We start from the raw sequence: 26,612 nt of genomic DNA, 5'->3' as shown, positions 1-26,612 counted from the left end.
TCACCAGTCAAAAGCCCTGTCAATTCCAGCCATTTTCACCCCAGTGAAAGCTGACGCTTGAAAGCTAAGCGCACGCAAGTCTTCGGTTTCCAGATTGTGTACCGAGGACTTTCCGCAGGCTTTCGTAAGCGCTGTAATCTCCATGGTCATGGCCGTCAAATAGCGCGCAATGCGCTCTGCCCCTGCATTCGGGTTCATACGAGCTTCGAGACTTTCATCCTGCGTCGCAATCCCGACCGGGCAGCGACCTGTGTGACAATGGTGGCAGGCACCTGGGGATGTTCCCAAGGCCGCGTAATCTTCGAGATAGCGCGGACTGTTGCATCCTAGCGCAACCATGGCCGCGTTGCCGATCATCACAGCGTCAGCACCGAGGGCCAGACACTTCGCCGCGTCCACACCGGACCGAATGCCACCGGCAGCGACCAGAGAGACTTTGCCGGTCATGCCGCATTCGTCTAATGCTTCACGCGCAGCGCGAATGGCGCTCATCGTCGGGATACCGGTATGGTTTAACAACAACTCCGGAGACGCGCCGGTACCACCTTCGGCACCATCAACTACTACAACATCAGCACCCGCTTTGGCGGCAACTGCCACGTCAAACCGGGGACGTGTCGCACCCATCTTGATGAAGATCGGCACCTGATAGTTGGTGGCGATGCGCAATTCTTCAATCTTCACTGCCAAATCATCAGCGCCGAGAAAATCTGGATGGCGGATCGTAGATCGCTGATCCACGCCTTCGGGCAAAGTTCGCATCTGGCTGACGCGCGGGCTGACCTTCATACCCAGCAACAGACCCCCGGTTCCGGGTTTCGCACCCTGACCCACGACAAGTTCCAAGGCATCCGCGCGGCGCAGATGATCCAGATCCACACCATACCGCGCGGGTGACATCTGATAGAGCAGGCGTTGGGAGGCTTCGCGCTCCTCTTCCAGCATGCCACCCTCACCCGTGCAAGTCATGGTTCCTACTTTCGAGGCCCCATAACCCAGCGATGCCTTGGCCGATGCCGACAAAGCACCAAAGGACATTGAAGCGATGTAGATCGGGATCTTCAATTCAAGCGGGCGCTCCACAAGGCCGCGCCCTCCACCCAGTACGGTCGTCGTATCGCAATTCTCGCGATAGCCTTCCAGCGGCAGACGGGTCATCGTTGCAGGAACGAATGTCAGATCATCGAAGGTCGGCAATTGCTTGTTGAACGTGTTGTATCCACGTACCTGATAGCGCCCAAGCTGCGCCAGCGCGTGAACTTCCGAGATCGCCTCGGGTGTCCAGCGGGTCGAACCTCCTTCATCATACGACGAAGGAACGCCAGCCGGGCGGTCGTCGATCGCTCCCGCATCGCGGAACCTGATTTCCTCTTCCGAGGCAACATCGAACGGATATTCGTAAGGTTTACTCAGATCATGAGCCATGCGCTTGCGTCCCTGCTTTCAAAATACCAAAGACGCTGGCCCGAAACCATTTTGCGCCAATTTCGCGAACTGTCGACAAGCCCGAGCGGGTCGAGGATCGCATCAACCTCGGCTACTTCTTCAGCAGTCGGTTCGATCACGTCGACATCCACACCCAGGCTGTCGACCTCGCCAGCTACCCAGACTTCGCCTTCCCAAAGCGCATCAGCACAGGATTCACCCGCACCGCCAAGCGCTATGATCCGACCGGAATGCGCCATGAAGCCGGACTGATAGCCAATCTTTCCTTCGACGACGATGTTTCCACCTTTCATCGCAACGCCCACCCTTGGCCCCGCATCGCCTTTGACATGGATCGTGCCGCCGATCATCGCAGCACCACAGGACATACCGGCATAGCCACCGACAGTGATGTGCCCTTTGGCCATACCTTCGCCAACGGCCCAGCCGCAGTTGCGTTCGATAGTGATTTTCGCCCCGGTATTGAGACCGCCGCAGTAATAACCAACCGACCCCTCGAAAGCGATATCCACATTGTCTGGCAGACCCACGCCCAAATTATGACGAGACAGCGTATCTACGACGCGGATCGGCCGACCCATTGTGCAGGCTTCCATTATCTCACGATTGACCTCGCGGATATGTCGCTTGCCGACTTCGATGACGATCTCATCCATCTTTGCAGCCACCTCATTCATGCCGCCAAACTCCGGTTTCCGACGCCCCAGATACCGGTCAGCGACGGGCCGTCGTAGTTGATCACATCGCATTCCTCGGTCATCACCCGGCGGACCGCTTGTTCTTCGGTCGCAGCCGCCAGATCGCCATTGCGTTTGACGACGACCAGAGGCTTCATTGCAAATCGGTCTTTGGCAAACCCAATCCCGTTTGGCGTTGCGATCATGTAGGTAAACACACCATCGATAGAGGTAATAGACTTCTTTAGCGCCTGCTCCATGGTCAGGCCCGCCTTCATCTGGTCGCTGACCCAGACGGCAATCAACTCGCTGTCATTCTCAGTCAAGAACCGATAACCCATTCGGGTCAGCTTATCGCGCCAAGTGAAGTAATCGGTGATCTGCCCGTTATGTACGATCGCGACATCCGAAAATGGGCGCGCCCAGAACGGATGCGATGCGTTAGGCAATACCGAACTTTCCGTAGCAAGCCGCGCATGCCCCAGCCCATGTGTTCCTATCATATCGCGAACGCCGTGCTTTTCTGCCACGGCTTCGGCACCACCAATATCCTTAATGATCTCAAGACTGCGGCCGCAGGATTGAACTTCAATGCGGTCTGTCAGCTCATCCGCGTCCGCGACCCAGGCTTGAAGATTCCTTGGGTCTGAAATTTCCATCCGAAAGCAATAGTGACGACTTTGGTCCGTTACGATTTGGGGGTCAGACAGAAAGCTGCTTCCGTGTTCACGCAATATCGTTTCAAACGCGGAGAGATCCGCATCCTGTTGAGACTTGTCGAATCCCATTCCGCGTAAAACGTATCCCGTTTCTCGTGGCAAACCATAAACGGCGAAGCCAGTGCTGTCGGCGCCTCGATGTTCCTGCGCATCCATCAGGTCAACAAGATCCGCCCCAACCTTCCCGGGCGCGGCCAGTATTCTACCAGCAATTCCACACATGAAGAGCTCCCTGTTCATTCTTTCCTGTATACTGTATACAGTACACGAACAATAGCAACCCCATTCGCCTTGGCAGCAGTTGTTTTATTGAATACAGAATTCATGAAGGACAGAAAGAGAGGCTCCGAGTGGCTCTGAAACAAATCAAAACACAGCGCAGACGCCTGGCGGACGAGGTCTATGACCAACTGGTCGAAGCCATCATGAGTCGCGAGATCACCGGTGAAGATCGGCTAGTGCAGGAAAAGTTGGCCGCCGAGTTGAACATCAGCAGGACGCCTGTACGCGAAGCGCTCATGCGGTTGGAGACTGAAGGCGTGTTGGAAGTGGCCGCCAGCGGCGGATTTCGACTGGCGCGCATGGACCAGACCGAGGTGCGGCAACTATACCAGGCACGTGCAGCCATCGAAGGACAAGCCGCGCGCATACTTGCGGTACACGCTGAACCAGAGGTGCTGGATCGATTGCGTGAACTCATTCGTCGCGAAGAAGATCTGAGTCAGCCGACGACCCGAGACTACTTTATCGCAAACCGGCGCATTCACCGTGCCTTCATGGTTGAGGCGGGCAACAAATTTCTGATCGACATGTTCGATATGATTTGGGGCAAAGCAATGGCGTTCCATCTGTTTTCGGCGATTGAAAACGTCGATATCTCCAAATCGCTCGGAAACCACCTGACGCTCGTTGACGCGATTGCGACGGGTGATGTCACCGAAGCGCTGGAAACTTTCACCAGCCACATTCAGGAAGGTTTCGACCTTCAGATCGAAGGTCTGAAAGAAGCGGATAACGGCTAAACCGCGTTTCTGATCGAGCGACCAATCAGGGCCTGAGCCCTGATTGGCCGCAACTGGTTCAAATCACAAAATGCAACCTATCGAACTCACTGCGCCATCCAGATACCTCGGATAGAACGGATTCACCGCCCAAGCCACGTCGGATCAGTTCTGCCAGACGCTCTGCATCTCCTGCTGTCATACCCCACCGGACCAGCTCGGGCGTGCCGATCCGTAGGCCATTCATGTCGCCTTCCACCGGCTCAACTGGCAATCCGATCCCACATGCCAGAAACCCGGATTTTCGAAGCAGTTTGGAGGCAGTCTGACCCCCACCATACGGCGCTGCCAGTACCGCGAATTGATGAGAATTGGTGAAACCCTCTCCACCCGCGAAGACCGGAACACCTTGCGCATCCAACGCGGCAGCAAGTGCTTTGGACATCGCAATCATTTCATCTGCATAGGCTGATCCGAACTCTTTCCAATCCAGCATGGTGACGGCAAGTGCAGCCGTTTTGGCTGCATCAAAGTTGGCTGTCATGCCGGGGAAAGCAATTGTATCCAGCGCCTTGGCGATTTCCGCATCGTTTGACACAATCAGCCCCCCGGCCGGTCCGCCAAGGCTTTTGTAGGTACTCATGGTCATGAAATGCGCACCCTCCTTCAGCGGGTTGGACCACGCATGCCCGGCGATGATCCCGCACTGGTGGGCGGCGTCGAACATGACCTTTGCGCCGATTTCATCCGCTATGGCACGCACTTCGGCCACAGGATGCTCAAACAGGTTCAGACTGCCGCCTATCGTGATTAGCTTGGGGCGTTCGGCTTTCGCCAATGCTCTCAACCGGTCCAGATCAACGGTATACCCATCTGCGTTGACGGGGGCCTCAATAGTGCGCAGACCAAACAGACCGGCACACCCCGCCAGGTGGTGCGTCACGTGGCCACCAATCGACGCGGGCGGAGCGATGATCGTACCTCCGGGTTTGCAGGTCGCCATAAAGCCATAGAGGTTGGCAATGGCCCCCGAGGGCACGCGAACCTCGGCGAACTGCGCATCAAAGACATCGGCACATAGTTCTGCGGCGATAACTTCGATCTCTTCGATCGCCTCCAGTCCCATTTCATATTTGTCACCGGGGTATCCCAGCGATGGTCTGGATCCAATGCCCGAAGACAATAGCGCCTCGGCCCTCGGGTTCATGACATTTGTCGCCGGGTTGAGGTTAAAGCACTCTTTTTCGTGAATGCGGCGGTTTTCGTCCGCCAGATGCTCGATCCGGGCCAGAAGATCGCCAGACGACAACGATGCGGCCTTTGTCGCGATGTCCTGGATCAGAGTTTCGCTTGCGGCAGGCACCCAATCTCTTTGTACAAGTGTCATCTGACATCCTCCTGTTTTTTGCAGTTTGGCGGCTTTCGCGTGACACCGCAAAGCAGAATTGTTATTTCTTGGCGTAGAAAAACTAAGGCTAGATCAATGAGTGTCTCCCCCAAACGCCCCAAGGGACCTCCGCTGAATGCAATGAGGGCGTTCGAGGCCGCGGCGCGTCACGTCAGCTTTGTCGCGGCGGCGGAAGAGCTGAACGTTTCTCCGGGTGCGATCTCACAACATGTAAAGGCGTTGGAGGGTTGGGCAGGTGCGCCGCTGTTTCGCCGCAACGCCCAAGGGGTGGAACTGACGCCCCAAGGTCAATCACTTGTCGCGGTCTTCACCACAGCCTTTGATCAGATGGGCGATGCCGCTCGGGCCCTTCGGAACCTCAAGCCAAATGCCGATTTTCACATCGCCGCCTTGCCTGCTGTTGCCCAACTCTGGTTGCCCAAACGATTACGCCGGATCAGAAAGTGTTTTCCGCATATCAATTTTTCGGTCACGGCGCTGGAAACACCACCCAGCCTTTCGCGTGAGATGTTCGATTTGGCGATCTTCTTCGCGACCTTGGACGAAGCACCTGACCAAATTGTGCTGTGCGAGGATGAAACCCAACCGGTTTGCGCCCCTGCTCTGCTGGATCGGGTGACCGACAACAACGGGTTTCAAGGCACTCCCTTGTTGCACGATCAGACGTGGAGCAGCGATTGGTCCACATGGTCGCGAAGCACAGGTTGTGAGGTCCCAGATGTCAAAACTGGCCCGCATTTTTCGCTTTACAGCCTTGCCGTGGAAGAGGCCAAGGCCGCAGCTGGCGTGCTAATGGGGCACCTATGCTTACTCGAAGAGCCATTGAAATCTGGTGCACTCGTAACGGCCCACGCGCAATCCTGCCCGACAGGGCGTGCTCTAGCGGTTCAAGTGCCAGTGGCATCGCGACGAAGAGCCGAAACCGATCAAGTCATCGCCTTGTTGTCAGATTGAGTCAAATCTCATCAATCCGGTACATTGTGCACGACACTTCACATTGAAAGCCGCGCACAAAACAGTCTCGCATAGACCGCAAGGCAACTCAGATTTCATGGGGTATATGGCGGAGAGACAGGGATTCGAACCCTGGAGACGGTTTCCCGCCTACACACTTTCCAGGCGTGCGCCTTCGACCACTCGGCCACCTCTCCGGTAGAGGTGACTTATGCGAATTTCTGAACCGAGCGCAAGGCCCCATTCGCAAAAATGGACCGGTCAGAAAATACGAAAGCTGGCGACAAATGGCAGATGATCCGACACCTCATCCTTGAACGCCTCGCGCCCCATATTCATGGTCCAGTGCATTGGAAACAGCCGCAGGCTGCCGCGGACATAATCGGTGGAATAGGTGCGTGATACGGCAAAACCGTCCAGTAAATTGGCGCGACCCTTATCCAGAATATGCGAGAACCGATCCTGCAAGTCCCAGCACGAAACAAAGTCCATCATGTCATCCCCACCAAGATGGTGGAAATTGCTGACGTCCTGACCGGGGATCATGTTGAAATCACCCATCAGAAGGATCGTGCGCTGTGTCAGACCGGGGGTCGAGCGGATCTCGGCGATCTTGTCTCCGATAATCCTGCATTGGCTGTCACGTATCTGCTGCTCGGGCCGGTCTCGTCCGGATTTAAGATGCACAGCGATCAGCTTGGCCTTGAATTTGCCGACCTCGACATCGGCGATCAGGGCCTGGCGTCCGCCGGGATCGTCACCTTCCGAGCCGTCGATCAGCTGCAAACCTGTCACCGAGACCCCCGGTTTGTGCAGAAACCCGATATGGATATTGCCGTTGGGCTGCGGCAGGATCTTGACCTGATAGTCCAGCCCCTTATCGGCCAGACCCAAGGCCAACCGATCGATATGTTCGATGGGGCTGACCTCGACCAGAGTGATCAGTTCGGCGTCCAGCAGGGCCAGCCCTTCGATTTGATGGGTGACCCGGTCACTGCTGGCCGGAATACCCAGACTTGTGTTTACTGGATTGAAGCCGGCCAGATTCCAGACGGCAATACGCGCGAGGCTGTGTGAAAATGTAACCATCAAAATTCCTCCTGCAAATGACTTCAGACTACATCAAAATGAAACAGTCCGATAACCATTTGCGGGAAAATGTCGATCGCATCACGCTCAGTGGTTGTCGCCCTCGCCGTCCTGATCCCCTGCCGCGTCCAGATCGTCTGCTGTCATGTCCACTGGTTTTGTCGATGGCGCATGGGGTGATAGGTCGTCATCCACGGCAGAAGCATCATTGGACGGATCGGACTGACCCGTCAGCACCTCAGGGTTACGGAGCCACAGGTCACGCTGCGCGAACGGGATCTCGACGCCTTCCTCAACGAACCGGCGATTGATCTCGTGGTTCATGTCGGATTTGACAGACAGCACCCAATTCACATCCCGCAGGATCGCGCGGATTTCGAAATCCAACGAGTCTGCACCGAAGCCCTGGAACACTACGCTGGGCGCGGGATTGGCCAGAACCATCGGGTGCCCGTTTGCGATCTCGCCCAGAATAGTTTCGACCTTGCGGGTATCGGTACCATAGGCGACGCCTACAGGCACGATCACTCGGCCAATCGTATTGCCCCGGGTGTAATTCGTAACCACCCCACTGATCAGGTCCGAGTTCGGAACGATCACATCCGTCCGGTCGAACGTCTCGATCCGCGTCGACCGGACTGAGATATCGCGCACATATCCCATCATACCGTTCACATCGATCCAGTCACCTTTGGAAATAGGACGCTCAACCAGTAGGATGATCCCTGAGACAAAGTTCGATACAATGGTCTGAAGACCGAAACCGATGCCGACCGACAAAGCACCCGCCACGATCGCAAGCGAGGACAGGTCAAAACCGGCAACCATGATAGCGATCAGTGCCGCCAGAAAAATTCCGACATATCCGGTACCCGACACGATGGCATTCTGCCCGCCGGGATCAATGCTGGTCTTCGGCAGCAGTGAATTGCGCAGCCCGCTTTGCAGCAAACGGGTCAGCGTATATCCAATGGCGAAAATGGCAACGAACGTCAGGAAGTTACTGGGTGAAATCGTAACCCCGCCAATATCGAACCCCAGCAACAATCGCGACCAAGCTTCAAGCAGGTCCGTCTGGCGCGCGCCCCAGTAAAGCGCCAATATCGGCAACGCCAGAATGGCCAGCGCGAACCCGACCAGAACCGAAAACAGTGAATCGCGCGCGGCGTCGCCCTGCCCCGAAAGCCAGCCATATACCGTACCAATAAATCGCTGCACGATCACCAGTGCTGCAATCAGAACCAGCGTTTTGATGGCAGGAAATACGATAGCTTCGGCAGCGTTGATGTATCCGAAGGCCCCCAAGATCGGAGTCGCAATCCCAAGCATGAACAAGGCGCGCCGCAGGAACTCGACCAATTGGCTGAACCCTGCGCCACGGCGGGTAGCTTCCTGGTCTGACTGTTCTTGCTGAGGCTCTGATTGGCGGACCTGACGCACACGCAGCAAAAGAAGGGCCGATACCACAACGATCGGGAAGCCAACAACGGCACGGGTCGCGTCCGAGATATTCTCGATCTGCTCGAACAATTGCGCCAGCTCGTGCAGAATAAGCATGACCGCCAACAGGTCGATATAAACCCGCAATTCTCTGATTTTGCCTGCGGACAGTCTTTGGAAGTTCTGCGCCGCTCCCATCAGATAGACCTGCCGGCCGATCCAATCAAAATAGAAGATAATCGCGGCCCAATAGGGGATTTGCTGGAACAAAAGTGTACCGCGCAGGCCCAGCACGCCAGTTAGCACGACAGCGGTGACCAACGCCAACACGCCCAACCAAGGCAATAGAATGCGCAACAGCGAGACAATAAAGGTCCAGACCCCGCTGCCGCTACCTCCTAGCGAGCGGAGATATTCGCCGCCTTTCTCAGACCATTTGCGCCCAAACAGCAATAGAACTGCTGAAACAACCAACAGCACGAGAATGCCAAGACCGCGCTCGCGGATTTGTTCGCGCACCACATCAGAGCGCAAGTTTTCGATGGTTTCGTTAATAAGGCTGTGCGTCGCCTCTTTGATGTCGACCCAAGCTGGTCCCCAATAGACGGGGTTGAGCGGCGACGGCCCGCGTTTCAGCATCTCTTTCTTTTGTCGGTCTCGGACGATCCGATCAATTTCGCTGATCAGCCCATTCGCGCGACTGAAAGCCTCTTCCGAGATGATGCGGGGAACACGCAAACTGTTCAGTTGTGTTTCGAGTTGCGCACGCAGCTTGGCAATGTCTTCGGCCTCGCTTTCCCCTTCAGCCGGCTTTGGGCCAAGCGCCTTGAGTTGGCTTTCCAGCGTCTGAATACGATCGGTGTTGGCACCTCGGGCTTTGTTAAAGTCTTCGCGATACTCATTTATTTCCGAACGCAAATTCTCTAATGCTGCGTTGGATGCACGGTTCGCGCGAATAACAGATTCCGCCCGGTCCGCCGTGCTGACCCAGCCCTGATAATACTCGCTTTGCCGATCAGTAAGTTGGGCAGAGGCGATTCCGCCCAAACCAATCAAGCAGAATAGCACCAGAACCAGACACAGGCGGACCTGTTGCAGCATCACACGTCCTCAAACACGCCAGGAATACTGCGCGGCGCATCGGTCATCCAATCGGGCACGGGAAGTTCCTTTTCACGCAGGAATTCAGGATTGAACAGTTTGGATTGATAGCGGGTGCCGTAGTCACACAAAATCGTAACAATGGTGTGCCCTGGCCCCAGTTCTTTCGCCAAACGGACGGCACCGGCAATGTTGATCGCGGTTGACCCGCCCATCACCAGACCCTCTTCGCGCAGCAGATCGAAGATATAGGGCAGCGCTTCGCTATCGGTAATCTGCCAGGAATGGTCAGGTGTGAACCCTTCGAGGTTCTTGGTAATCCGCACCTGTCCGATACCTTCTGCGATAGAACCACCCTCCATCGCGATCTCACCCGTAGTGTAGAAGGAATAGAGCCCCGCCCCCATCGGATCAGCCAAACCGATCTTGACACCCTTGGGCTGCAACGCTTCGGCCACCCCGGCCAGAGTACCACCCGATCCAACGGCACAGATGAAGCCATCGACTTTACCGCCGGTCTGCTCCCAGATTTCGGGACCAGTGGTTTCCACATGTGCCTGACGGTTGGCGACATTGTCGAACTGATTGGCCCAAATCGCGCCATTTGGTTCGGTTTGAGCCAATTGTTCGGCCAGACGGCGCGAATAGTGCACAAAGTTGTTGGGATTACGGTACGGCGCCGCAGGCACCTGCACAAGCTGAGCCCCCGCCAGGCGGAGCATATCCTTTTTCTCTTCGGATTGGGTTTCAGGAATGACGATCACCGTCTTGAACCCCATCGAGGCACCAACCAGCGCCAGACCGATGCCGGTATTCCCGGCCGTGCCCTCAACAATCGTGCCGCCGGGTTTCAGATCACCGCGCGCTATCGCATCGCGGATGATAAACAACGCAGCACGGTCTTTGACGGACTGACCCGGGTTCATGAATTCGGCCTTGCCGAGAATCTCGCATCCCGTTTCTTCGCTGACGCGACGCAGCCGGATCAAAGGTGTTTTACCGACAGCGTCGGCAAGGTCTCGTGCAATGCGCATGGCATCCTCTTGTCATATGGTATTGCAGCAGATTTACAGGTGCCCTGACGCGATCACAAGCAGGGATCACTTAGCGCGCAGTCGATCGCGGTTCCGCGCCAACCAATAAGCAAGAGTTAGAAGCGGCAGATCCTTGAAAACATGAGCATCTACCATGCTCATGAATTCATCAAACGGCAGAATTCTGCTGCGGATATCCTCACCTTCGGAAGCGAGGCCACCGCTTTCAACCGTACTAGTCAGATCCCCAAGACCGACATAGAGATAAACATATTCTGTTGACGATCCGCTGGATGAATAGGCACCACCTGCATATTCCAGTTGGTATAGTGAAATCTGCGCTTCTTCCATGGCCTCGCGGGTGGCCGCCTGCTGAGGTGTTTCGCCCGGGTCGATCATGCCAGCCACAGGCTCCCACATCCACGGCTCGGGGTCGTCGATCAGGAACACGGGCGCGCGGAATTGCTCTACCAGCAACACCGTATCGCGCACCGGATCATAAGGTAGGACGACCACAGCGGACCCTTGCATCAATCCATTGCGATGCAGCACCGGACTCATCTCGCCGTTATTCTGACGATGCTGCAGTTCAATTTCATCCATCCCAAAATAGTTGACATAGGCGCGCTTGCGGTCATGAACGATCACGTCATCCGCAACGCTCCGCTCATCCCCCGCTCCACGTTGTCTTGCCGCTAATCTGGCCCAGGCGCGTGTTCTTATGGCTGGAAAGCTGCGCACGATGTCCGAGGCATCGACTCTTCCATAATGGGCCATCACCTCGTCTGCCGCGAACACCGAAAGCGCACCCCAATCCCTGATCCAGGTTTCAAGATCCCACGGTGCGCCTTTTTTCCAAATGTCAGTATCCGGAAAGAACACCAAGGCCTGATGTTCTTTTCCATCCTCAGTCACGATTGTCTCCGGGCGCAGTTCATATTCGAAACCGCCTTCATAGAAGGCCAATCGACTACGCTCGACGTCACCTAGGCCCTGCACCAGAATGCCACTGGCCTTACTGCCCTTTTCGGTGACAATCATTGGAAAGGGTTGATCTTGAACCGCGTATACGGCGTGATCCGGCAAAACAGCCTGCATCGCCGATAAATCGCCTGCGCTGCGACCCATGACGAGTTCCAGCAAAGAGACATGGCGCAAAGTGCCATAGAAAAACAGATTGGACAAAGCAGAGGCCCCGAATTGGCAGATCAGATTTAACGCCAGCGGCGAAAGGCAATTTCGGTAAGTATCCCGCTGAGAACAGCACCAAAACCCAGCGTAAGCAGGATTTCCGGTGCCAGAAGCTGTTCACCATAGGCAATCCCGATCTGAAAGATGGCAAGCAGAGCCTCAAACGGACCACCAAACCGATGGCGCATCGCCTGACTGAACATCTCGTAGGTGCCCTGAACGAACAGCCCCCAGAACACCAGTGCCGCAACACCGGTCAAACCGTTGTTGACGGCCGCGGTCCAGCCACGGCCAGCACGTTTACCCATGACAACCCAGCCACAGATCCAACCCAGGATTATGTTCACGTAAGTGAAATAACCATAGTCCTTACCCTCTTCCCCGTTGTCGATGATCATGCCCGTCACAAGGAACGCGATCACCAGCAGACACAACGCGGCGACGAGACGTGAGGCTGTAGGCATTCGATTTTTCCGTTCTTCAACTGGGTTTGGCTATCGTGATCTGTGTCACATCACAATTACCGGTGTCAAAGGCTGCGCCACATGCGGTCAAATAATAATTCCACATGCGGCGAAAACGCTCATCAAACCCCATCTCCGATATCTGATCCCACTTGGCATTGAAGGTCTCGTACCAGCGCCGCAGGGTCAGATCGTAGCTTTTGCCAAACTCTTTTGAGCGTACAACGGTCAACCCCGCCTGATCGATCTGATCTCTAAGGATAGACGGTGCTGGCAGCATCCCGCCGGGAAAGATATATTTCTGAATGAAATCAACGCCGTTCTTGTAAATGTCCCAGCGATGATCCGCGACCGTGATGATCTGCAAAGTGGCATGGGCGCCAGGCTTCAACCGATCACGGACCGTGTTGAAATATGCGGGCCAGTATTTCTGACCGACTGCCTCGAACATCTCGATCGAGGCAATTCCATCATATTGACCCTGCTCATCGCGGTAGTCCTGTAGCTTGAACTCCACGAGATCAGAAAGTCCCGCTTTTTCAATTCGCTCTCTAGCAAACTTCAACTGCTCTTGGCTAATGGTCAGCCCGGTGACGCGCAGCCCACGCTCTTTCGCGGCATATTCGGCGAACCCGCCCCAGCCGCACCCGATCTCAAGGATATGATCCCCCGGTTTGGCCCCCATTTCATCCACCAGGCTGGCATATTTCGCAGTTTGCGCCTTTTCGAGGCTTTCCTGACCCGTTTCAAATATGGCGCTGGAATAGGTCATCGTGTCATCCAGCCACAGGCCATAGAAGTCATTGCCGAGATCATAGTGATACGAGATGTTCTTTTTCGCCTGCGACCGGTTGTTACGATGCAACCAGAACCGCAGTCTTTCATAGGCTCGCACTAGAAACTGTCCGGTAAAATCATCGTAGACCGTCTCAGTTCCCAGATGCACGAGGTCCATGAAACTGCGTAGGTCCGGTGTGCTCCAATCGCCTTCAAGGTAGCCGTCCGAGAAGCCCAGCTCTCCCTCGCGCACCAGCCGGGAAAAGACGTCCGGGTCGTGGATGTCCACATGTGCCACGGGGCCTGGTTGGGGCGCATCCGCGCGGAAAATGCGGCCGTCGGGCAGCGCGATGTCAAGTCGGCCGCGCTCCATCCTCTTCAACATCTTGAAGACTTGTGTAAAATATCTCGGCAGGTTTTCCTGCCCTTCGGTGCTCGTCAGGAACATCCGCTCTCCCCTCTGCGGTTGCGGGTCAAAGCTAGGACGGGATTCGGTTTCTGGCAAGTTTTCAGTTCCTTACTGGTCTTTTCCGGCATTATACGCGCCCAACGCACGGGCGCGGCCTTCCTTCAGCCCCACCACAGGTGCGGGATACATCTGGTCACGAGAAAGCCCCCATGATCGCGGCACGGCATCAAAATAGGCCAGCGCGGTCGATGGCGGCTCGGATTGGCCCTCGGCAATCCAGCGACGCACATAACCTGAGTTTGGATCAAACCGCTCGCGCTGTGTGTCGGGATTGAAGATACGGAAATACGGTGCGGCATCAGGGCCGCAACCGGCCACCCATTGCCATCCCATCGCATTTGCAGCTGGGTCCCAGTCGATCAGGCAATCCCCGAACCAGTCTGCGCCGATTTTCCAATGCGTCATCAGATGCTTTGTCAGATAACTCGCGACAATCATTCGAGCCCGATTGTGCATGCGTCCGGTGACATACATTTGTCTTAGACCGGCATCGACAAGCGGAATTCCGGTTCTTGCCTGACGCCACGCGCGCACTTCGGGCGTGTCGGGATCAGTATTCCAAGGGAATGCGTCCCATTCAGGCTTCCAATTGGCACTCAGAAGATGCGGCCAGTGGTACATTAAGTGATATGCGAACTCACGCCACACAAGCTGACGCAGATAGCCTTCACCACCATGCGCCCCGGTTTGGTCGGCGATTTGCACCCGATGCCAGATTGTACGCGGCCCGATCTCGCCCAGTGCAAGGTATTCTGAAAGATCAGAGGTTCCAGATTGATCTAGTTGATCCCGCTGTTCGCGATACTGATCAATACGTTCCAGAAACGCGTCCAGCTGGTCCAGCGCCGCGTTTTCGCCCGGGCGGACAAACGGGCGGACCACTGCGGCCCCGCGCTGCATATCCCGATCCAGTCGCCAATCAGACAATTGATCGGACGCAGGCCAGGTTTTCGGCGTCATAAGCCGCGTGGGCGCGGGCTCGGGCAAAGAGACTTCGCGCCCCTGCACTGATCGCCACATCGGAGTGAAGACCCGAAACGGCTGGCCGGTTTTGGTGGCGATCGTCCAAGGCTCAAACAAAAGTTGGCCAGCAAAAGACTGTGCCTGGATACCCTGTTCGGTCAAAGCAGCCTTGATCTGGGTATCCCTGTTGATCGCCTCCGGATCATAAGCCCGCGTCCAGAATACGGAGCCTGCCCCAGTTTCTCTGACCAGTTCACAAAGAACATCCAGTGCTTGACCCTGGCGCAGTATCAACTTGCTGCCAAGCTGCTCAAGCCTGCCGGCAAAAGCGTCAAGGCCCAGACCAAGGCGCCATTTCGGCGCGGCACCCAAAGTCTGAACCTGATGATCTAGAACAAATACGGGCACGATGGGTCGACCTGATTGCACCGCCGCGCTCAGCGCCGGATGATCTCCTAACCGAAGATCGCGCCTGAACCACAAAATGATCGGAGAATGATCAAAATCCATGTCCGCCCCATGTTTTCTTCGAACTACGAAGCGCCGCAGAAACTGGATCACAAAACGCGGTCAAGCGCCTCCAAAAGCTGATCAATTTCCTGTCGACTGGTGTAGTGTGTAAAGCTAAGGCGCAAGACCCCTTGTTCTGCGTCAACGCCCATCGCTTGCAAAGGGCGATGTGCGTAGAAATCACCGCCACCTGCCATGATACCGTGTTTGGAAAGCTCGGCAGCAACAGGCTCGGCCTTCTTATTCAGACTTAACGCTACCGTCGGTGCGCGCCGACTGGCATCAGACGGTCCGATCAGGCGCAGAGCGTTCCGGTCTTTGACCGCGTCCAGTAGAGGTTGCAATAGAGCGACCTCGTGTTCCCGCATCAGATCATGCACAAAGGACCCCCGTGCCGAAGCTCCTGTTTCCGGTCCTCCATGATGGGCACAAAGCAGGTCCACATAGTCCGCCATGCCTGCGCTGGCCGCGATCTGAGCATGGTCAGGCCCGGCTGGTGTGAACCGCTTGAAAAGAGTGTCGCCGTTAAAATAATGCGCTTGGTTGGGCAGCAATTCACCCAGAGCTCGTCGAATAACCATGCAACCCTGATGCGGGCCATAGGTTTTGTAGGCGGAGAACAGATAGATATCAGGGCCCAGATCACCGACATTGGGGAACCCGTGCGGTGCGTAAGAAACCCCGTCGACACAGGCAAAAGCACCCGCAGCATGGGCGATTGCGGTGATTTCGGTGACCGGGTTGATTTCCCCAACAACATTCGAGCAATGCGGAAAGCACACCAGCCGCACTTTCTCGTCCAGCAAATTCTCCAAATCTTGCGGGTTCAAAGACCCACTCTCCGGATCAATCTTCCATTCCCGAATTTCGATCCCCTCATCGGCCAATCGCCGCCAGGGCCCCGAGTTTGCTTCGTGGTCTTGATTGGTCACGACAATCGCTTCGCCCGGCTGCATCCACTGCCGGAATGCCTGAGCCAGTACATAGGTGTTCTGCGTCGTCGAAGGGCCAAAGCTCAGCTCATCTGCTTCCACCCCCAATATCGCGGCAAGTCGCGCTCGTGCTTCGTCCATTTCCGCGCCACCCACACGGCTCGCCTCATAGGGCGCGTAGGGCTGAACCTTTCGCTGGGTGTAGAACCGGCTCAACCGATCAAGCACAGGTTTGCAGGTATAGGATCCACCTGCATTCTCAAAAAAGGCCTGTCCTTGAAGGCTGGGTTCCGAAAAGGCCGGGAACTGCGCCCGAACGAATTCAATATCAAGAGCGCCCATCGCATCTCTCTCCCTTATCATGCACTACAGTCCGGGTCGTTGCCCGTGCAAAGTCCGGACATCCCCGAAAACAAGGCAGGTCTTCCAGCCTAGCCGCAGGTCCTTGGAACGGGTAAGGATCGACGGCAGCCCCCATGATGGCCCCATCACCACCAGCAGACCCGGCCAGATAGCCAGAGGTAGAAGGTTGGGTCAAGTGATTGCGTTAATGGTATTTTTTGCCGCCACGCAATGCGTGCACTGACGACGTCATTGGCCCACGCGGGGCTTAGTTTCTTTTTGAGTACAAAAATGCCGGGCAGAGATGCCCGGCTCAGTGTTGTTCAAATCAGCATTAGCCCTGAACTTTGGTATAAGTCCCCTCACCCGCCAGGATGCCGCGGAACCCGCCGGGCTCATCCAGACCGAAAACGATCAGTGGCAGATTGTTGTCGCGCGCCAACGCTATGGCCGATGCGTCCATCACGCGCAGCCGCTTGGCCAAAACATCGTCATAGGAAACCTGATCATAGCGCACTGCATCCGAGTGTACCTTGGGGTCTTTGTCATAAACGCCATCCACACCGTTCTTGCCCATGAAGATCGCCTGACACGCCATTTCGTTAGCGCGCAGAGTCGCAGCGGTATCGGTGGTGAAATAGGGGTTCCCGGTTCCTGCGGCAAAGATGCAAACCCGCTTTTTCTCAAGGTGACGAACAGCACGGCGGCGAATGTAGGGCTCGCACACCTCATCCATCCGAATGGCCGAAATTACACGTGTAAAGACCCCTACCCCCTCCAGAGCGGATTGCATCGCCAGCGCGTTCATGACAGTCGCCAGCATGCCCATGTAGTCGGCTGTCGTACGCTCCATCCCCTGCGCAGATCCAGACAGACCACGGAAGATATTGCCACCCCCGATGACCATGCAAATCTCAACACCAAGATCATGAACCGATTTGACCTCTTGCGCGATGCGCTGAACGGTGGGCGGATGCAGTCCGAATCCCTGATCTCCCATCAGCGCCTCGCCGGAAATCTTCAACATGACACGGTCATATGTTGTTTTTGGGGTCTCGGTGGTCTCGACGGAAGGGGAAAGGCTCATGTTGCGCTCCGGGCTGGCACGGGGTTATTTTCCGGCGCAAAATGAAGCAAAACCTCCGCAGGTTCAATGCGGATAGTCAGGAACGGGGCAACCAGTCATGGCCGACAACTCTGAGAACCGGCTTTTGGCGCAATTGCCGTCGATTCCCGATGACAAACCTGTATTGATCGCCGGGCCCACTGCCTCGGGTAAATCGGCGCTGGCGCTGTTGATCGCCGAGCGTTTCGGAGGCGTGATTGTCAACGCCGATGCCAGTCAAATCTATGACTGCTGGCGTATTATCTCGGCCCGCCCCTCGCCCGAGGATGAGGCCCGCGCACCGCACCGTCTGTATGGGCATGTTGCCTATGACCAGACCTATTCGACTGGTCATTGGCTGCGAGAGGTCACGCCGATGCTGTCGCAACGCCCTCGTCCGATAATCGTCGGAGGGACCGGTCTGTATTTCACAGCTCTGACCGAGGGGATGGCCGATATCCCCGCAACCCCGCCGGAAATCCGGGAACACGCGGATAAGTTGCCGTTGCAAGAACTAATCGCGGGTTTGGACGGTCTGACCCTGCAGAGGATCGACACCCAAAACCGCGCGCGTGTTCAGCGCGCCTGGGAGGTTCAGAACGCAACCGGGCGATCCCTTTCGGATTGGCAGGCTGACACCCCCGCCCCGATACTGGATATTCAAAACACGGTGCCGATTGTTTTCGACGCCAGAAAAGACTGGCTGCTGGATCGCATCAACCGACGGTTCGACCTGATGTTGGACCAAGGAGCTATAGAGGAAGTGGAGGCCATGCGCGATCGCTATGACCCCTCTTTTCCCTCCTGTAAAGCGATCGGCGTTCCGGAGCTAATGGGCTACCTGGACGGCCGCATGACACTGGATGAGGCGCGCGAAAAAGCGACGATCGCGACACGTCAGTTTGCCAAGCGCCAACGCACATGGTTCCGTGCGCGCATGAAGTTCTGGCATCACCTTGACGCAGCGCGTTGAAGGTTGCAGCCGCCGGATACGATAAAGCCCAAAATAACAACGCCTTAATCAGCACCATGGTGAGAGATAGATATGTATCCATCTATCCGTCACAACGTGTCTCGTTTCCTTTCACATTGAAACTTTCCGAACCTCACTTTCTGCCCGGATGTCGTTTTTGTACCATCTATGACGATTTCCAACATTGACGCAGGGAAAAAACTGGTGCCGAATGCGGCTATGGGGATGTTGATAAATCGTAAATCCAAGCCCGTGGCCCTACCAACCGAGACTAAACGGTCCCTGTAGTGCCCGGCTCTATCAATCAGAAACACGAAATCTAAAAAAAAATTATGTGTCACAGGGAGACATCTATGGAAAACCAGACAATCAACGGAAAGCCGATGCATTGGGCGGCAGAGATGCACGCCAAGGAATATCGTGAGGGCAATCTGAGCCGTCGTGAATTTCTGGCCCGTGTAACCGCGCTGGGCGTTGCTGTACCGACGGCATATGGCATGATTGGCCTGCAGTCACCGGCAGCCGCTGCCGAACCTCAGCGTGGCGGCACCATCCGCTATCAAATGGAAGTGCGCGCACTGAAAGACCCGCGCACATATGACTGGACGCAGATCGCAACCTTCACGGCTGGCTGGCTGGAATATCTTGTCGAATACAATAATGACGGCTCGTTCAAACCCATGCTGCTGGAAAGCTGGGAAGCCAATGATGACGCCACTGAATACACGCTGAACGTCCGCAAAGGTGTGAAGTGGAACAATGGTGACGATTTCACTGCCGAAGACGTAGCTCGCAATATCGAAGGTTGGTGCGACGGATCTCTGGAAGGGAACTCGATGGCCTCGCGCATGGCCTCACTGATGGATGAGAGCACTCAGAAAGCCGCAGATGGCGCCATCACCGTTGTCGACTCGCATACAGTCAAGCTGAAGTGCAACGCGCCGGATATCACGATCATCCCCGGCATGGCAGATTATCCGGGTGCAATCGTACACAGCAGCTTTGATGCAAATGATATGCTGTCCAACCCAGTTGGTACGGGTTTCATGATGCCCGAAAGCCATGAGGTCGGCGTGAAGGGCGTTCTGGTCCGCAATGAAGGCTTTGACTGGTGGGGCTACGAAGCTGGTAAAGGCGGCTATATCGACCGGATCGAATTCATCGATTATGGCACTGACCCTGCTGCTTTCTTGGCCGCCTATGAGGCCGAAGAGATCGATATGAACTGGGAATCGGTTGGTGAGTTTGTCGACATCTTTGACAGTATTGGCCTTGTCCGCTCGGAAATCCCATCGGGCTTTACCATTGTCATTCGCCCCAACCAGCTGGCTGAAGACGCCGATGGCAACAAAATCTATGGCGACAAGAGGGTCCGTCAGGCCCTTGCCATGGCAGTTGACAACGCCGTCTGCCTTGAACTTGGCATGTCCGGCTACGGCATCACTGCCGACAACTGTCATGTCGGCCCGATGCACCCCGAGTACGACTCGGCTGTGACGCGTATCCCTTACGATCCGGCAGGCGCAAAGGCGCTGATGGACGAAGCGGGTATGGGCGATTTCGAACACGAAGTGCAGTCGATCGACGATGACTGGCGTCGCAATACCACGGCTGCGGTAGTGGCTCAGTTGAACGATGCGGGCATCAAGGCAAAGCACACGGTTCTGCCTGGTTCGACATTCTGGAACGACTGGACCAAGTACCCGTATTCCTCGACCAACTGGAACCACCGCCCGCTGGGCACGCAGGTTCTGGCACTGGCGTATAAGTCGGGTGTCGCTTGGAATGAATCTGGTTTTGCCAACGAAGAGTTCGACAAGCTGCTGGCCGAGGCGAACTCGATCGCGGATGTCGATATGCGCCGCGAGGTGATGGCGAAACTGCAGGCGATCATGATCGACGAAGGCGTGGTCATCCAGCCGTATTGGCGGACCGCGATGCGTCACCACCGCGACAATATGGTCGGTGTCGAAAAGCACATTGCGGACCTGCCGCAGCTTTATAAGTTCGGCCTGACTTCCTAAGCCGAAACCTACAAGGGCCGCGCCAATCTGGCGCGGCCCTTCGTCCTCAATACGGCGACCAGAATAATAGCAATGCGTGGGGCGAAATGCCTGTCACGCCAGCCGATCAACAGGGGCTAACATGGGACTTTTTATTCTAAGGCGTGTGGGGATTATGCTGTTGACAGCATTGTGCCTGACATTCCTGGTCTTCTTCCTTACCAATCTCTACCCGAACCTGGAAAAGCTTGCGAAGACGCAGGGCAATTTCAGGATGTCTGATGAACAGGTCGAAAGCTATCTGGAGAAAAACGGCTACCTCCAGTCCACGCCGATCAAATACGGTGAATGGCTCGGTGTCCTGCCCTCGTTCCGACACACGAATGAGGACGGTACCGTTCAGGGCAGATGTATCCTGCCAGGCAAAACTGCCGAGGAATCTCCGAATTTCTGCGGTATCCTGCAGGGGTACTGGGGATATTCAACTGTCTTCAAGGAAGAGGTCTCTACCGTTGTTGGCAATCGGCTGGCATTGACCGGACGGCTGATGTTCTGGGTGATGCTGCTGATGGTCCCTTCGGCACTCATTCTGGGCATCCTGGCCGGGATGAAGGAAGGTTCGGCCACTGACCGGACGCTTTCAACCTTTGCCATCACGACGACGGCGACCCCAGAATACGTCTCGGGCGTTATCTTCATAGCGATCTTCACATCCTCCGCCGTCGGGTTGAAATGGTTCAAAGGCACCGCCACGCAAGCGATGGAGAACCCGACGTTCGAGAACTTCTTCCTACCAGTTCTGACCATCGCGCTTTACGGGATGGGCTATATCGCCCGGATGACTCGCGCCTCAATGACCGAGGTGATGACGGCGCAATACATCAGGACGGCGCGTCTGAAAGGCGTGTCATTCCCGAATATCGTCATGAAACACGCGCTGCGCAACGCGCTTATCGCGCCCTTTACAGTCATTATGTTGCAGTTCCCATGGCTGCTGAATGGTGTCGTGATCGTCGAGACCCTGTTCAACTACAAGGGCTTTGGCTGGGCGCTTGTACAGGCAGCGGGCAACAATGACATCCAGCTGCTGCTGGCGATCTCGGTCGTGTCGGTCTTTGTGGTGCTGGTGACGCAGCTGATCTCGGATATCGGCTATGTCTACCTCAACCCGCGCATCCGCATTTCGTAAGGAGGGATAGATCATGGAACCACTTACCTGGACCGGCTCTATCGCCTTCCTGAACCCGCTGTTGATGCTTGCGTTGGGACTGATGCTTTTGTCCATCGTTGTCTGGATGCTGGCAAGTATCGTGCTGCCCGAAGATCAGATGATTGTGAATGCCGATGGGACGCTCAGTTCGAGCTCTGGCCTGAGAATCCTGATACAATCGGCGCTGCGCTATAGCTTTCTGGCAAGTGTGGGAATTGCGGTGGCGTACATTGTCCTTGGCATCCTGATGGGGACCAGTGCTGGCATCATCGGCGCTATCTCTCAGCAGTTTCTGCCCGTCTGGCTGTCGCTGATCATCCTTTATGCGATGTCGATTGCGTTCAAGCGCAAGCTGGGCCTATATGGCAAGCTGTTCGACAGCCCCATTGGTATGATCGGCTTTGGCCTTGTGATGTTCTGGGTGTTCACCGGCATATTTGGCGCACTCGATCTGATCGTAACCCACGATCCGCTGTCGCAGGTCTCAGGCATGAAGAACAAGGTGCCGGGCACCCCGCTTCCCAATCTGGAGGATGGACAATACGCTTGGTATTTGCTGGGTGGAGATAACCTCGCGCGCGACGTCTTTAGCCGTATGGTTAAAGGTGCCTGGATCGTCGTGCAGATCGCGCCGCTGGCGACGATGTTTGCCTTCATGGTTGGTATCACTCTGGGTTTACCCGCAGGCTACTATGGCGGGCGTCTGGATACGCTCCTGTCATTCCTCGCGAACCTGATCCTGGCCTTTCCCGTGATCTTGCTGTTCTACCTTTTGGTCACGCCCGAGATCGTAGCGACCGGCGTGCCGAACTATATGGCCGCGATCCTGTTCGTGTTCCCGATCATCTTCCTCGGCGTTCTGCTGAATTCGCGTTTCTATACGCGTCCCAGTTTTCGAACGCCTTTGTTGATCGGGGTTCTGGGTGTTGCGCTCTGGCTCTACCTGTCGCTGATTTCGACCGGTGGCTACATCATCAACACCGACAGCTACCGCATCTGGGGTCTGCCGACCTACCTTGATCTGTTCGATATTCCAGGCGGTATTCTGGTGGTGTTCGTCTCGGTGGTCTTCGTGAACTCTCCGACCGTGTTCCGCATCGTACGCGGACTGGCACTGGACATCAAAACTCGCGACTATGTGGCTGCGGCCCAAACGCGCGGCGAGGGTCCATGGTACATCATGCTGTGGGAAATCCTGCCCAACGCGCGTGGTCCGCTGATCGTCGATTTCTGCCTGCGCATCGGCTACACGACCATCCTGCTTGGAACCTTGGGTTTCTTTGGGCTGGGGCTGCCACCGGAAAGCCCGGACTGGGGCTCTACGATCAACGAGGGGCGCAAGCTTCTGTCGATCTATCTACATCCCGCACTGCCGCCCGCGCTGGCATTGCTGTCGCTGGTTCTTGGCTTGAACCTGCTGGCGGATGGTCTGCGCGAAGAAAGTCTGAAGGACTGATTGTGATCGAGGCCGGGGGCTCTGCCCCCGGACCCCCGAGATATTTTTAGCCAGATGAAGGGGAACCCCCGGACTCTCGCGAGGAGTAATAAGATGAACAAACTGGCGGATTATGACGGGCCAATCCTGGAGATCGACAAGCTTTCGATTTCCTTCTTTACCCGCCTTCGTGAGATCCCTGCCGTGATGGATTTCTCGGTCAGTGTGCAACCCGGCGAAGCCGTCGGTTTGGTGGGTGAATCAGGTTGTGGGAAATCTACCGTGGCGCTGGGTGTCATGCAGGATCTGGGCAAGAACGGGCGCATCGTTGGCGGCTCGATCAAGTTCAAAGGCCGCGATTTGGGCGAGATGACCACCGAAGAGCTGCGCGACATTCGTGGCAATGAAATCGCGATGATCTATCAGGAGCCGATGGCATCGCTGAATCCGGCGATGAAGATCGGCAAACAGCTGATGGAAGTGCCAATGATTCATGAGGGCGTTGGTGCCGAAGAGGCCTATGCTCGTGCGTTGGAAGTGGTCACCGATGTACGCCTGCCCGACCCTGAGCGGATGCTGAACTCGTTCCCGCATCAGCTGTCAGGCGGTCAGCAGCAGCGGATCGTGATTGCGATGGCGCTGATGTCGAAACCTGCCTTGTTGATCTTGGATGAGCCAACAACCGCTCTGGACGTGACGGTCGAGGCCGCCGTGGTCGAGTTGGTCAAGGATCTGGGCAAGAAATACGGCACCTCGATGCTGTTCATTTCGCACAATCTGGGTCTGGTGCTGGAAACCTGCGACCGGCTGTGCGTGATGTATTCAGGTGAGGCCGTCGAGCGTGGCTCGATCAAGGATGTATTCGACGAAATGCAGCACCCGTATACGCAGGCGCTGTTCCGCTCGATCCCGCTGCCGGGCGCCGACAAGAACTCGCGCCCGCTGGTGGCCATACCTGGGAACTTTCCCCTGCCCCATGAGCGGCCTCCGGGCTGTAACTTTGGTCCGCGCTGCGACTATTTCGAAGAAGGCCGCTGTGACGCCAAGGATATCCTGATGGAGGCGGTACCGGGCAACGACCGACACCATACGCGATGCTTGAAATTCCAGGAAATCGACTGGAACGCGCCAATCACCGTTGGTGAGCAGAAAGAGAAAGGCGAGATTGGCCGGACTGTTCTGAAAATGGATAACCTCAAGAAATACTATGAGGTGGCTGCGAATGCATTGTTCGGCGGTGGTGAGACCAAAGTGGTCAAGGCCAATGAGACGCTAAGCTTTGAAGCGCATGAATCCGAGACGCTTGCCATTGTCGGCGAATCCGGTTGCGGCAAATCCACCTTTGCGAAGGTCTTGATGGGGCTGGAAACAGCCACCGACGGGCAGATCCTGCTGGACAATCGCAATATCGAGGACGTGCCCATCGAAGAACGCGACGCCAAGACCGTTGGCGAAGTGCAGATGGTGTTTCAGAACCCGTTCGACACGCTGAACCCGTCGATGACCGTAGGCCGTCAAATCATCCGGGCGCTGGAAATCTTTGGTGTCGGTGACTCCGAGGCCGATCGCAAGAAGCGGATGCTGGAACTGCTGGATCTCGTGAAATTGCCCCGCGCCTTCGCGGACAGGATGCCACGCCAGCTATCAGGCGGTCAGAAGCAGCGCGTCGGTATCGCCCGCGCCTTTGCCGGTGATGCACGGATCGTGGTTGCGGATGAACCGGTTTCGGCGCTGGACGTATCCGTACAAGCTGCCGTTACAGACCTGTTGATGGAAATTCAGCGCGAGCACAAAACCACGCTGCTGTTCATCAGTCACGACCTTTCAATCGTACGCTATCTCAGTGACCGTGTGATGGTGATGTATCTGGGGCATGTGGTTGAACTGGGCACCACCGATCAGGTCTTTAGCCCACCCTATCATCCCTACACTGAGGCATTGCTAAGTGCGGTTCCAATCGCGGACACATCGATCGAAAAACAGCACATCGTGCTTGAGGGCGATATCCCCTCGGCCATGAACCCGCCGCCGGGTTGCCCATTCCAAACACGCTGTCGCTGGAAATCAGAAGTGCCGGATGGGCGATGCGAATCCCATGTGCCCCCGGTGCAAACACTTGCGGATGGTCATCAGGTGAAATGTCACCTTGCCGAAGACATTCTGGCCAAAATGGAGCCGGTTATCAAGATTGCGGCCGAATAGATCCGCGCAAACGAAAGAAAAGGGCCGGTCAAAACCGGCCCTTTCAATTTGCGTCACGTTTAGTGGGGAGACAGGCGACGCAGGTCGTGGGTGAGTGGCAGTTTCTGATTGTAATCAGCCCGTCATCACGTTGTTGCCGAAGTGCATGAACTCCTGATTCATACCCGCCACATCTCCGGCTTCCAGTTTTAGACTGGCGCTGTCGAGCATCTTGTAACTCTGCTGGCTTTTGACCCAATCGTCTGCGGCCTGCAGCGTCGTAAGCGTGTATGACGTAACCTCATTGAGGTAGTGCGTCGGGATGATGATCTTGGGCTTGAGCTTGGCGACAATATCATTGCCCTGATCGAAGCTAAGGATGTGTTCCGATCCGTCGACGGGCAAAGTCAGCACGTCTACCTGTCCTATAGCATCCCAGAACTCCTGAGGCGGATTGTGGCGGTTGTCGCCCCAGATCAAGGTGCGAATGCCTCCGGTTTCGACAAGGTAGACCACCATGTCCATATGTCCGACGTTGTTGGGCGGACAAGCTTCCGCGCCAAACTCGGCCAAGGCGTTGGTCCATTCGTACCAACCCGGCGCAACGCAGGCATGTTTGTCAGCAAAACCTGTGATCTTAAGATCAGCAAATTCAAAATTGCCCGCCATCCTGTCTAAAACCATTGTGGAACTTGGTCGCTCGATAGCGTCATGGTCAAAATGAGCATGAGTGGACATGGTGATATCAACTGGGATCTGCGGGAACTCGTTGCGGAACCACAGGCCCCATGCGCCGGAGGGATCATCGCGCCAAGGATCAAACAATACGGTCGCTCCGTTTGGGGAGGTAATTTTGATCGCGCAGTGACCGTAATAATCGATTCCAACCGCTCCCGTACTTGCCTGACCAGTCGAGCCCTGTAGATCGATTACATGGTTATTGTTGCCAGGCTGCAGCCAAGCCTGCGATTGCGCCTCGGCCGGTTTGCTACCCAGCAGTGAGGCCCCTGCACCGACACCGGCGGCCCCGGCAGCCATAAAGAACGATCGACGCGACAGACCAGTTGCCAATGTGTCGCGTTCTCCGTTTAGAATTGTGGGTTTCAGATCTTTGCGATCCATTTTTTATCCTCCCGAGTTGAAAAGGCCCGGCTTGGTCCGCACCCTTGCGACCAACCTAGCGCGCGT

21 protein-coding genes and 1 tRNA gene are annotated in these 26,612 nt (G+C 56.0%); 7 read left to right on the top strand and 15 right to left on the bottom strand.

All coding sequences use genetic code 11. The features are described from left to right. The 3 genes from ACR0I1_RS01350 to ACR0I1_RS01340 are packed head-to-tail and all read right to left on the bottom strand — an operon-like array spanning position 1 to position 3,064. The gene (locus ACR0I1_RS01350; RefSeq protein ID WP_480704644.1) at positions 1-1,425 is read right to left on the bottom strand and encodes an FMN-binding glutamate synthase family protein; all 1,425 of its coding nucleotides are present in this window, start codon (positions 1,423-1,425) and stop codon (positions 1-3) included. Then, entirely contained in the window at positions 1,410-2,123 is a 714-nt protein-coding gene (locus ACR0I1_RS01345; RefSeq protein WP_170645945.1) for a GltB/FmdC/FwdC-like GXGXG domain-containing protein, read from the bottom strand. Before ACR0I1_RS01345 ends, ACR0I1_RS01350 begins: the two co-directional genes overlap by 16 nt. After that, the gene (locus ACR0I1_RS01340) at positions 2,120-3,064 is read right to left on the bottom strand and encodes a class II glutamine amidotransferase domain-containing protein (protein WP_170645944.1); all 945 of its coding nucleotides are present in this window, start codon (positions 3,062-3,064) and stop codon (positions 2,120-2,122) included. The genes ACR0I1_RS01345 and ACR0I1_RS01340 overlap by 4 nt, the downstream gene beginning before the upstream one ends. A gap of 128 nt (positions 3,065-3,192) precedes the next feature. On the opposite strand from ACR0I1_RS01340, the gene ACR0I1_RS01335 reads away from it, so the two are divergent. Then, a complete protein-coding gene (locus ACR0I1_RS01335; protein WP_170405336.1) occupies positions 3,193-3,864 on the top strand; it encodes a GntR family transcriptional regulator in 672 nt (223 codons plus the stop codon). Positions 3,865-3,922: 58 nt separating this feature from the next. Here the strand turns inward: ACR0I1_RS01335 and ACR0I1_RS01330 are convergent, their stop codons facing one another. Further along, entirely contained in the window at positions 3,923-5,230 is a 1,308-nt protein-coding gene (locus ACR0I1_RS01330; protein WP_480704642.1) for an aminotransferase class I/II-fold pyridoxal phosphate-dependent enzyme, read from the bottom strand. Positions 5,231-5,326: 96 nt separating this feature from the next. On the opposite strand from ACR0I1_RS01330, the gene ACR0I1_RS01325 reads away from it, so the two are divergent. Further along, positions 5,327-6,205, top strand: a complete 879-nt coding sequence (locus tag ACR0I1_RS01325; protein WP_480704640.1) for a LysR family transcriptional regulator — start codon at positions 5,327-5,329, stop codon at positions 6,203-6,205. 107 nt (positions 6,206-6,312) lie between these two features. On the opposite strand, the gene ACR0I1_RS01320 is transcribed toward ACR0I1_RS01325, so the two are convergent. The 10 genes from ACR0I1_RS01320 to pyrH form a co-directional block, all read right to left on the bottom strand. Further along, a tRNA-Ser gene (locus tag ACR0I1_RS01320) sits at positions 6,313-6,402 on the bottom strand. Positions 6,403-6,466: 64 nt separating this feature from the next. Continuing rightward, positions 6,467-7,294, bottom strand: coding sequence for an exonuclease/endonuclease/phosphatase family protein (locus ACR0I1_RS01315; protein WP_170510728.1), 828 nt, complete (start codon positions 7,292-7,294; stop codon positions 6,467-6,469). Positions 7,295-7,381: 87 nt separating this feature from the next. After that, positions 7,382-9,835, bottom strand: a complete 2,454-nt coding sequence (locus ACR0I1_RS01310) for a DUF3772 domain-containing protein (protein WP_480704638.1) — start codon at positions 9,833-9,835, stop codon at positions 7,382-7,384. After that, entirely contained in the window at positions 9,835-10,869 is a 1,035-nt protein-coding gene (locus tag ACR0I1_RS01305; protein ID WP_170393289.1) for a cysteine synthase A, read from the bottom strand. Before ACR0I1_RS01305 ends, ACR0I1_RS01310 begins: the two co-directional genes overlap by 1 nt. A gap of 66 nt (positions 10,870-10,935) precedes the next feature. Continuing rightward, positions 10,936-12,054, bottom strand: a complete 1,119-nt coding sequence (locus ACR0I1_RS01300; RefSeq protein ID WP_480704636.1) for an NUDIX domain-containing protein — start codon at positions 12,052-12,054, stop codon at positions 10,936-10,938. 29 nt (positions 12,055-12,083) lie between these two features. After that, positions 12,084-12,524, bottom strand: coding sequence for a TrgA family protein (locus ACR0I1_RS01295; protein ID WP_480704634.1), 441 nt, complete (start codon positions 12,522-12,524; stop codon positions 12,084-12,086). 16 nt (positions 12,525-12,540) lie between these two features. After that, positions 12,541-13,749 carry an SAM-dependent methyltransferase gene (locus ACR0I1_RS01290; RefSeq protein ID WP_170393292.1) on the bottom strand — a complete coding sequence of 403 codons (1,209 nt, stop codon included), beginning with the start codon at positions 13,747-13,749 and terminating at the stop codon, positions 12,541-12,543. Between the two features lie 69 nt (positions 13,750-13,818). After that, positions 13,819-15,243 (bottom strand): cryptochrome/photolyase family protein, encoded by a 1,425-nt coding sequence (locus ACR0I1_RS01285; RefSeq protein WP_480704632.1) that lies wholly within the window; start codon positions 15,241-15,243, stop codon positions 13,819-13,821. A 47-nt stretch (positions 15,244-15,290) separates the two neighbouring features. After that, complete coding sequence (locus tag ACR0I1_RS01280; RefSeq protein ID WP_480704630.1) at positions 15,291-16,517, bottom strand: aminotransferase class V-fold PLP-dependent enzyme; 1,227 nt, start codon at positions 16,515-16,517, stop codon at positions 15,291-15,293. 334 nt (positions 16,518-16,851) lie between these two features. Next, positions 16,852-17,604 (bottom strand): UMP kinase, encoded by a 753-nt coding sequence (pyrH, locus tag ACR0I1_RS01275; RefSeq protein WP_170405311.1) that lies wholly within the window; start codon positions 17,602-17,604, stop codon positions 16,852-16,854. Positions 17,605-17,701: 97 nt separating this feature from the next. Between pyrH and miaA the strand changes: the two genes are divergently transcribed. The 5 genes from miaA (at position 17,702) to ACR0I1_RS01250 (ending at position 25,445) form a co-directional block, all read left to right on the top strand. Further along, positions 17,702-18,595, top strand: coding sequence for a tRNA (adenosine(37)-N6)-dimethylallyltransferase MiaA (gene miaA / locus ACR0I1_RS01270; protein WP_480569397.1), 894 nt, complete (start codon positions 17,702-17,704; stop codon positions 18,593-18,595). Between the two features lie 353 nt (positions 18,596-18,948). Further along, positions 18,949-20,619: an ABC transporter substrate-binding protein gene (locus ACR0I1_RS01265; protein WP_170393298.1), complete on the top strand. Its 1,671-nt coding sequence runs from the start codon at positions 18,949-18,951 to the stop codon at positions 20,617-20,619. A 121-nt stretch (positions 20,620-20,740) separates the two neighbouring features. Further along, on the top strand, positions 20,741-21,787 hold the full coding sequence (locus ACR0I1_RS01260; RefSeq protein WP_170393299.1) for an ABC transporter permease: 1,047 nt from the start codon (positions 20,741-20,743) through the stop codon (positions 21,785-21,787). A 13-nt stretch (positions 21,788-21,800) separates the two neighbouring features. Next, positions 21,801-23,264, top strand: coding sequence for an ABC transporter permease subunit (locus ACR0I1_RS01255; RefSeq protein WP_170393300.1), 1,464 nt, complete (start codon positions 21,801-21,803; stop codon positions 23,262-23,264). A 93-nt stretch (positions 23,265-23,357) separates the two neighbouring features. Continuing rightward, positions 23,358-25,445 (top strand): dipeptide ABC transporter ATP-binding protein, encoded by a 2,088-nt coding sequence (locus ACR0I1_RS01250; RefSeq protein WP_170393301.1) that lies wholly within the window; start codon positions 23,358-23,360, stop codon positions 25,443-25,445. Between the two features lie 114 nt (positions 25,446-25,559). On the opposite strand, the gene ACR0I1_RS01245 is transcribed toward ACR0I1_RS01250, so the two are convergent. Then, entirely contained in the window at positions 25,560-26,546 is a 987-nt protein-coding gene (locus ACR0I1_RS01245) for an MBL fold metallo-hydrolase (RefSeq protein WP_170510750.1), read from the bottom strand. Positions 26,547-26,612: the final 66 nt, after the last annotated feature.

The organism is Ruegeria sp. B11 (genome assembly GCF_056539785.1).
This window is presented reverse-complemented; position numbering and strand designations above follow the sequence as displayed.

What these genes read in the sequence shown, in the direction of transcription:
- ACR0I1_RS01285 (WP_480704632.1), bottom strand. Translation starts at nt 15,243, where the DNA reads ATGGATTTTGATCATTCTCCGATCATTTTGTGGTTCAGGCGCGATCTT.
- ACR0I1_RS01315 (WP_170510728.1), bottom strand. Translation starts at nt 7,294, where the DNA reads ATGGTTACATTTTCACACAGCCTCGCGCGTATTGCCGTCTGGAATCTG.
- ACR0I1_RS01280 (WP_480704630.1), bottom strand. Translation starts at nt 16,517, where the DNA reads ATGGGCGCTCTTGATATTGAATTCGTTCGGGCGCAGTTCCCGGCCTTT.
- ACR0I1_RS01250 (WP_170393301.1), top strand. Translation starts at nt 23,358, where the DNA reads ATGAACAAACTGGCGGATTATGACGGGCCAATCCTGGAGATCGACAAG.
- ACR0I1_RS01295 (WP_480704634.1), bottom strand. Translation starts at nt 12,524, where the DNA reads ATGCCTACAGCCTCACGTCTCGTCGCCGCGTTGTGTCTGCTGGTGATC.
- ACR0I1_RS01255 (WP_170393300.1), top strand. Translation starts at nt 21,801, where the DNA reads ATGGAACCACTTACCTGGACCGGCTCTATCGCCTTCCTGAACCCGCTG.
- ACR0I1_RS01265 (WP_170393298.1), top strand. Translation starts at nt 18,949, where the DNA reads ATGGAAAACCAGACAATCAACGGAAAGCCGATGCATTGGGCGGCAGAG.
- ACR0I1_RS01350 (WP_480704644.1), bottom strand. Translation starts at nt 1,425, where the DNA reads ATGGCTCATGATCTGAGTAAACCTTACGAATATCCGTTCGATGTTGCC.
- ACR0I1_RS01310 (WP_480704638.1), bottom strand. Translation starts at nt 9,835, where the DNA reads ATGCTGCAACAGGTCCGCCTGTGTCTGGTTCTGGTGCTATTCTGCTTG.
- pyrH (WP_170405311.1), bottom strand. Translation starts at nt 17,604, where the DNA reads ATGAGCCTTTCCCCTTCCGTCGAGACCACCGAGACCCCAAAAACAACA.
- ACR0I1_RS01325 (WP_480704640.1), top strand. Translation starts at nt 5,327, where the DNA reads ATGAGTGTCTCCCCCAAACGCCCCAAGGGACCTCCGCTGAATGCAATG.
- ACR0I1_RS01260 (WP_170393299.1), top strand. Translation starts at nt 20,741, where the DNA reads ATGGGACTTTTTATTCTAAGGCGTGTGGGGATTATGCTGTTGACAGCA.
- ACR0I1_RS01340 (WP_170645944.1), bottom strand. Translation starts at nt 3,064, where the DNA reads ATGTGTGGAATTGCTGGTAGAATACTGGCCGCGCCCGGGAAGGTTGGG.
- ACR0I1_RS01290 (WP_170393292.1), bottom strand. Translation starts at nt 13,749, where the DNA reads ATGTTCCTGACGAGCACCGAAGGGCAGGAAAACCTGCCGAGATATTTT.
- ACR0I1_RS01245 (WP_170510750.1), bottom strand. Translation starts at nt 26,546, where the DNA reads ATGGATCGCAAAGATCTGAAACCCACAATTCTAAACGGAGAACGCGAC.
- ACR0I1_RS01330 (WP_480704642.1), bottom strand. Translation starts at nt 5,230, where the DNA reads ATGACACTTGTACAAAGAGATTGGGTGCCTGCCGCAAGCGAAACTCTG.
- ACR0I1_RS01345 (WP_170645945.1), bottom strand. Translation starts at nt 2,123, where the DNA reads ATGAATGAGGTGGCTGCAAAGATGGATGAGATCGTCATCGAAGTCGGC.
- ACR0I1_RS01305 (WP_170393289.1), bottom strand. Translation starts at nt 10,869, where the DNA reads ATGCGCATTGCACGAGACCTTGCCGACGCTGTCGGTAAAACACCTTTG.
- miaA (WP_480569397.1), top strand. Translation starts at nt 17,702, where the DNA reads ATGGCCGACAACTCTGAGAACCGGCTTTTGGCGCAATTGCCGTCGATT.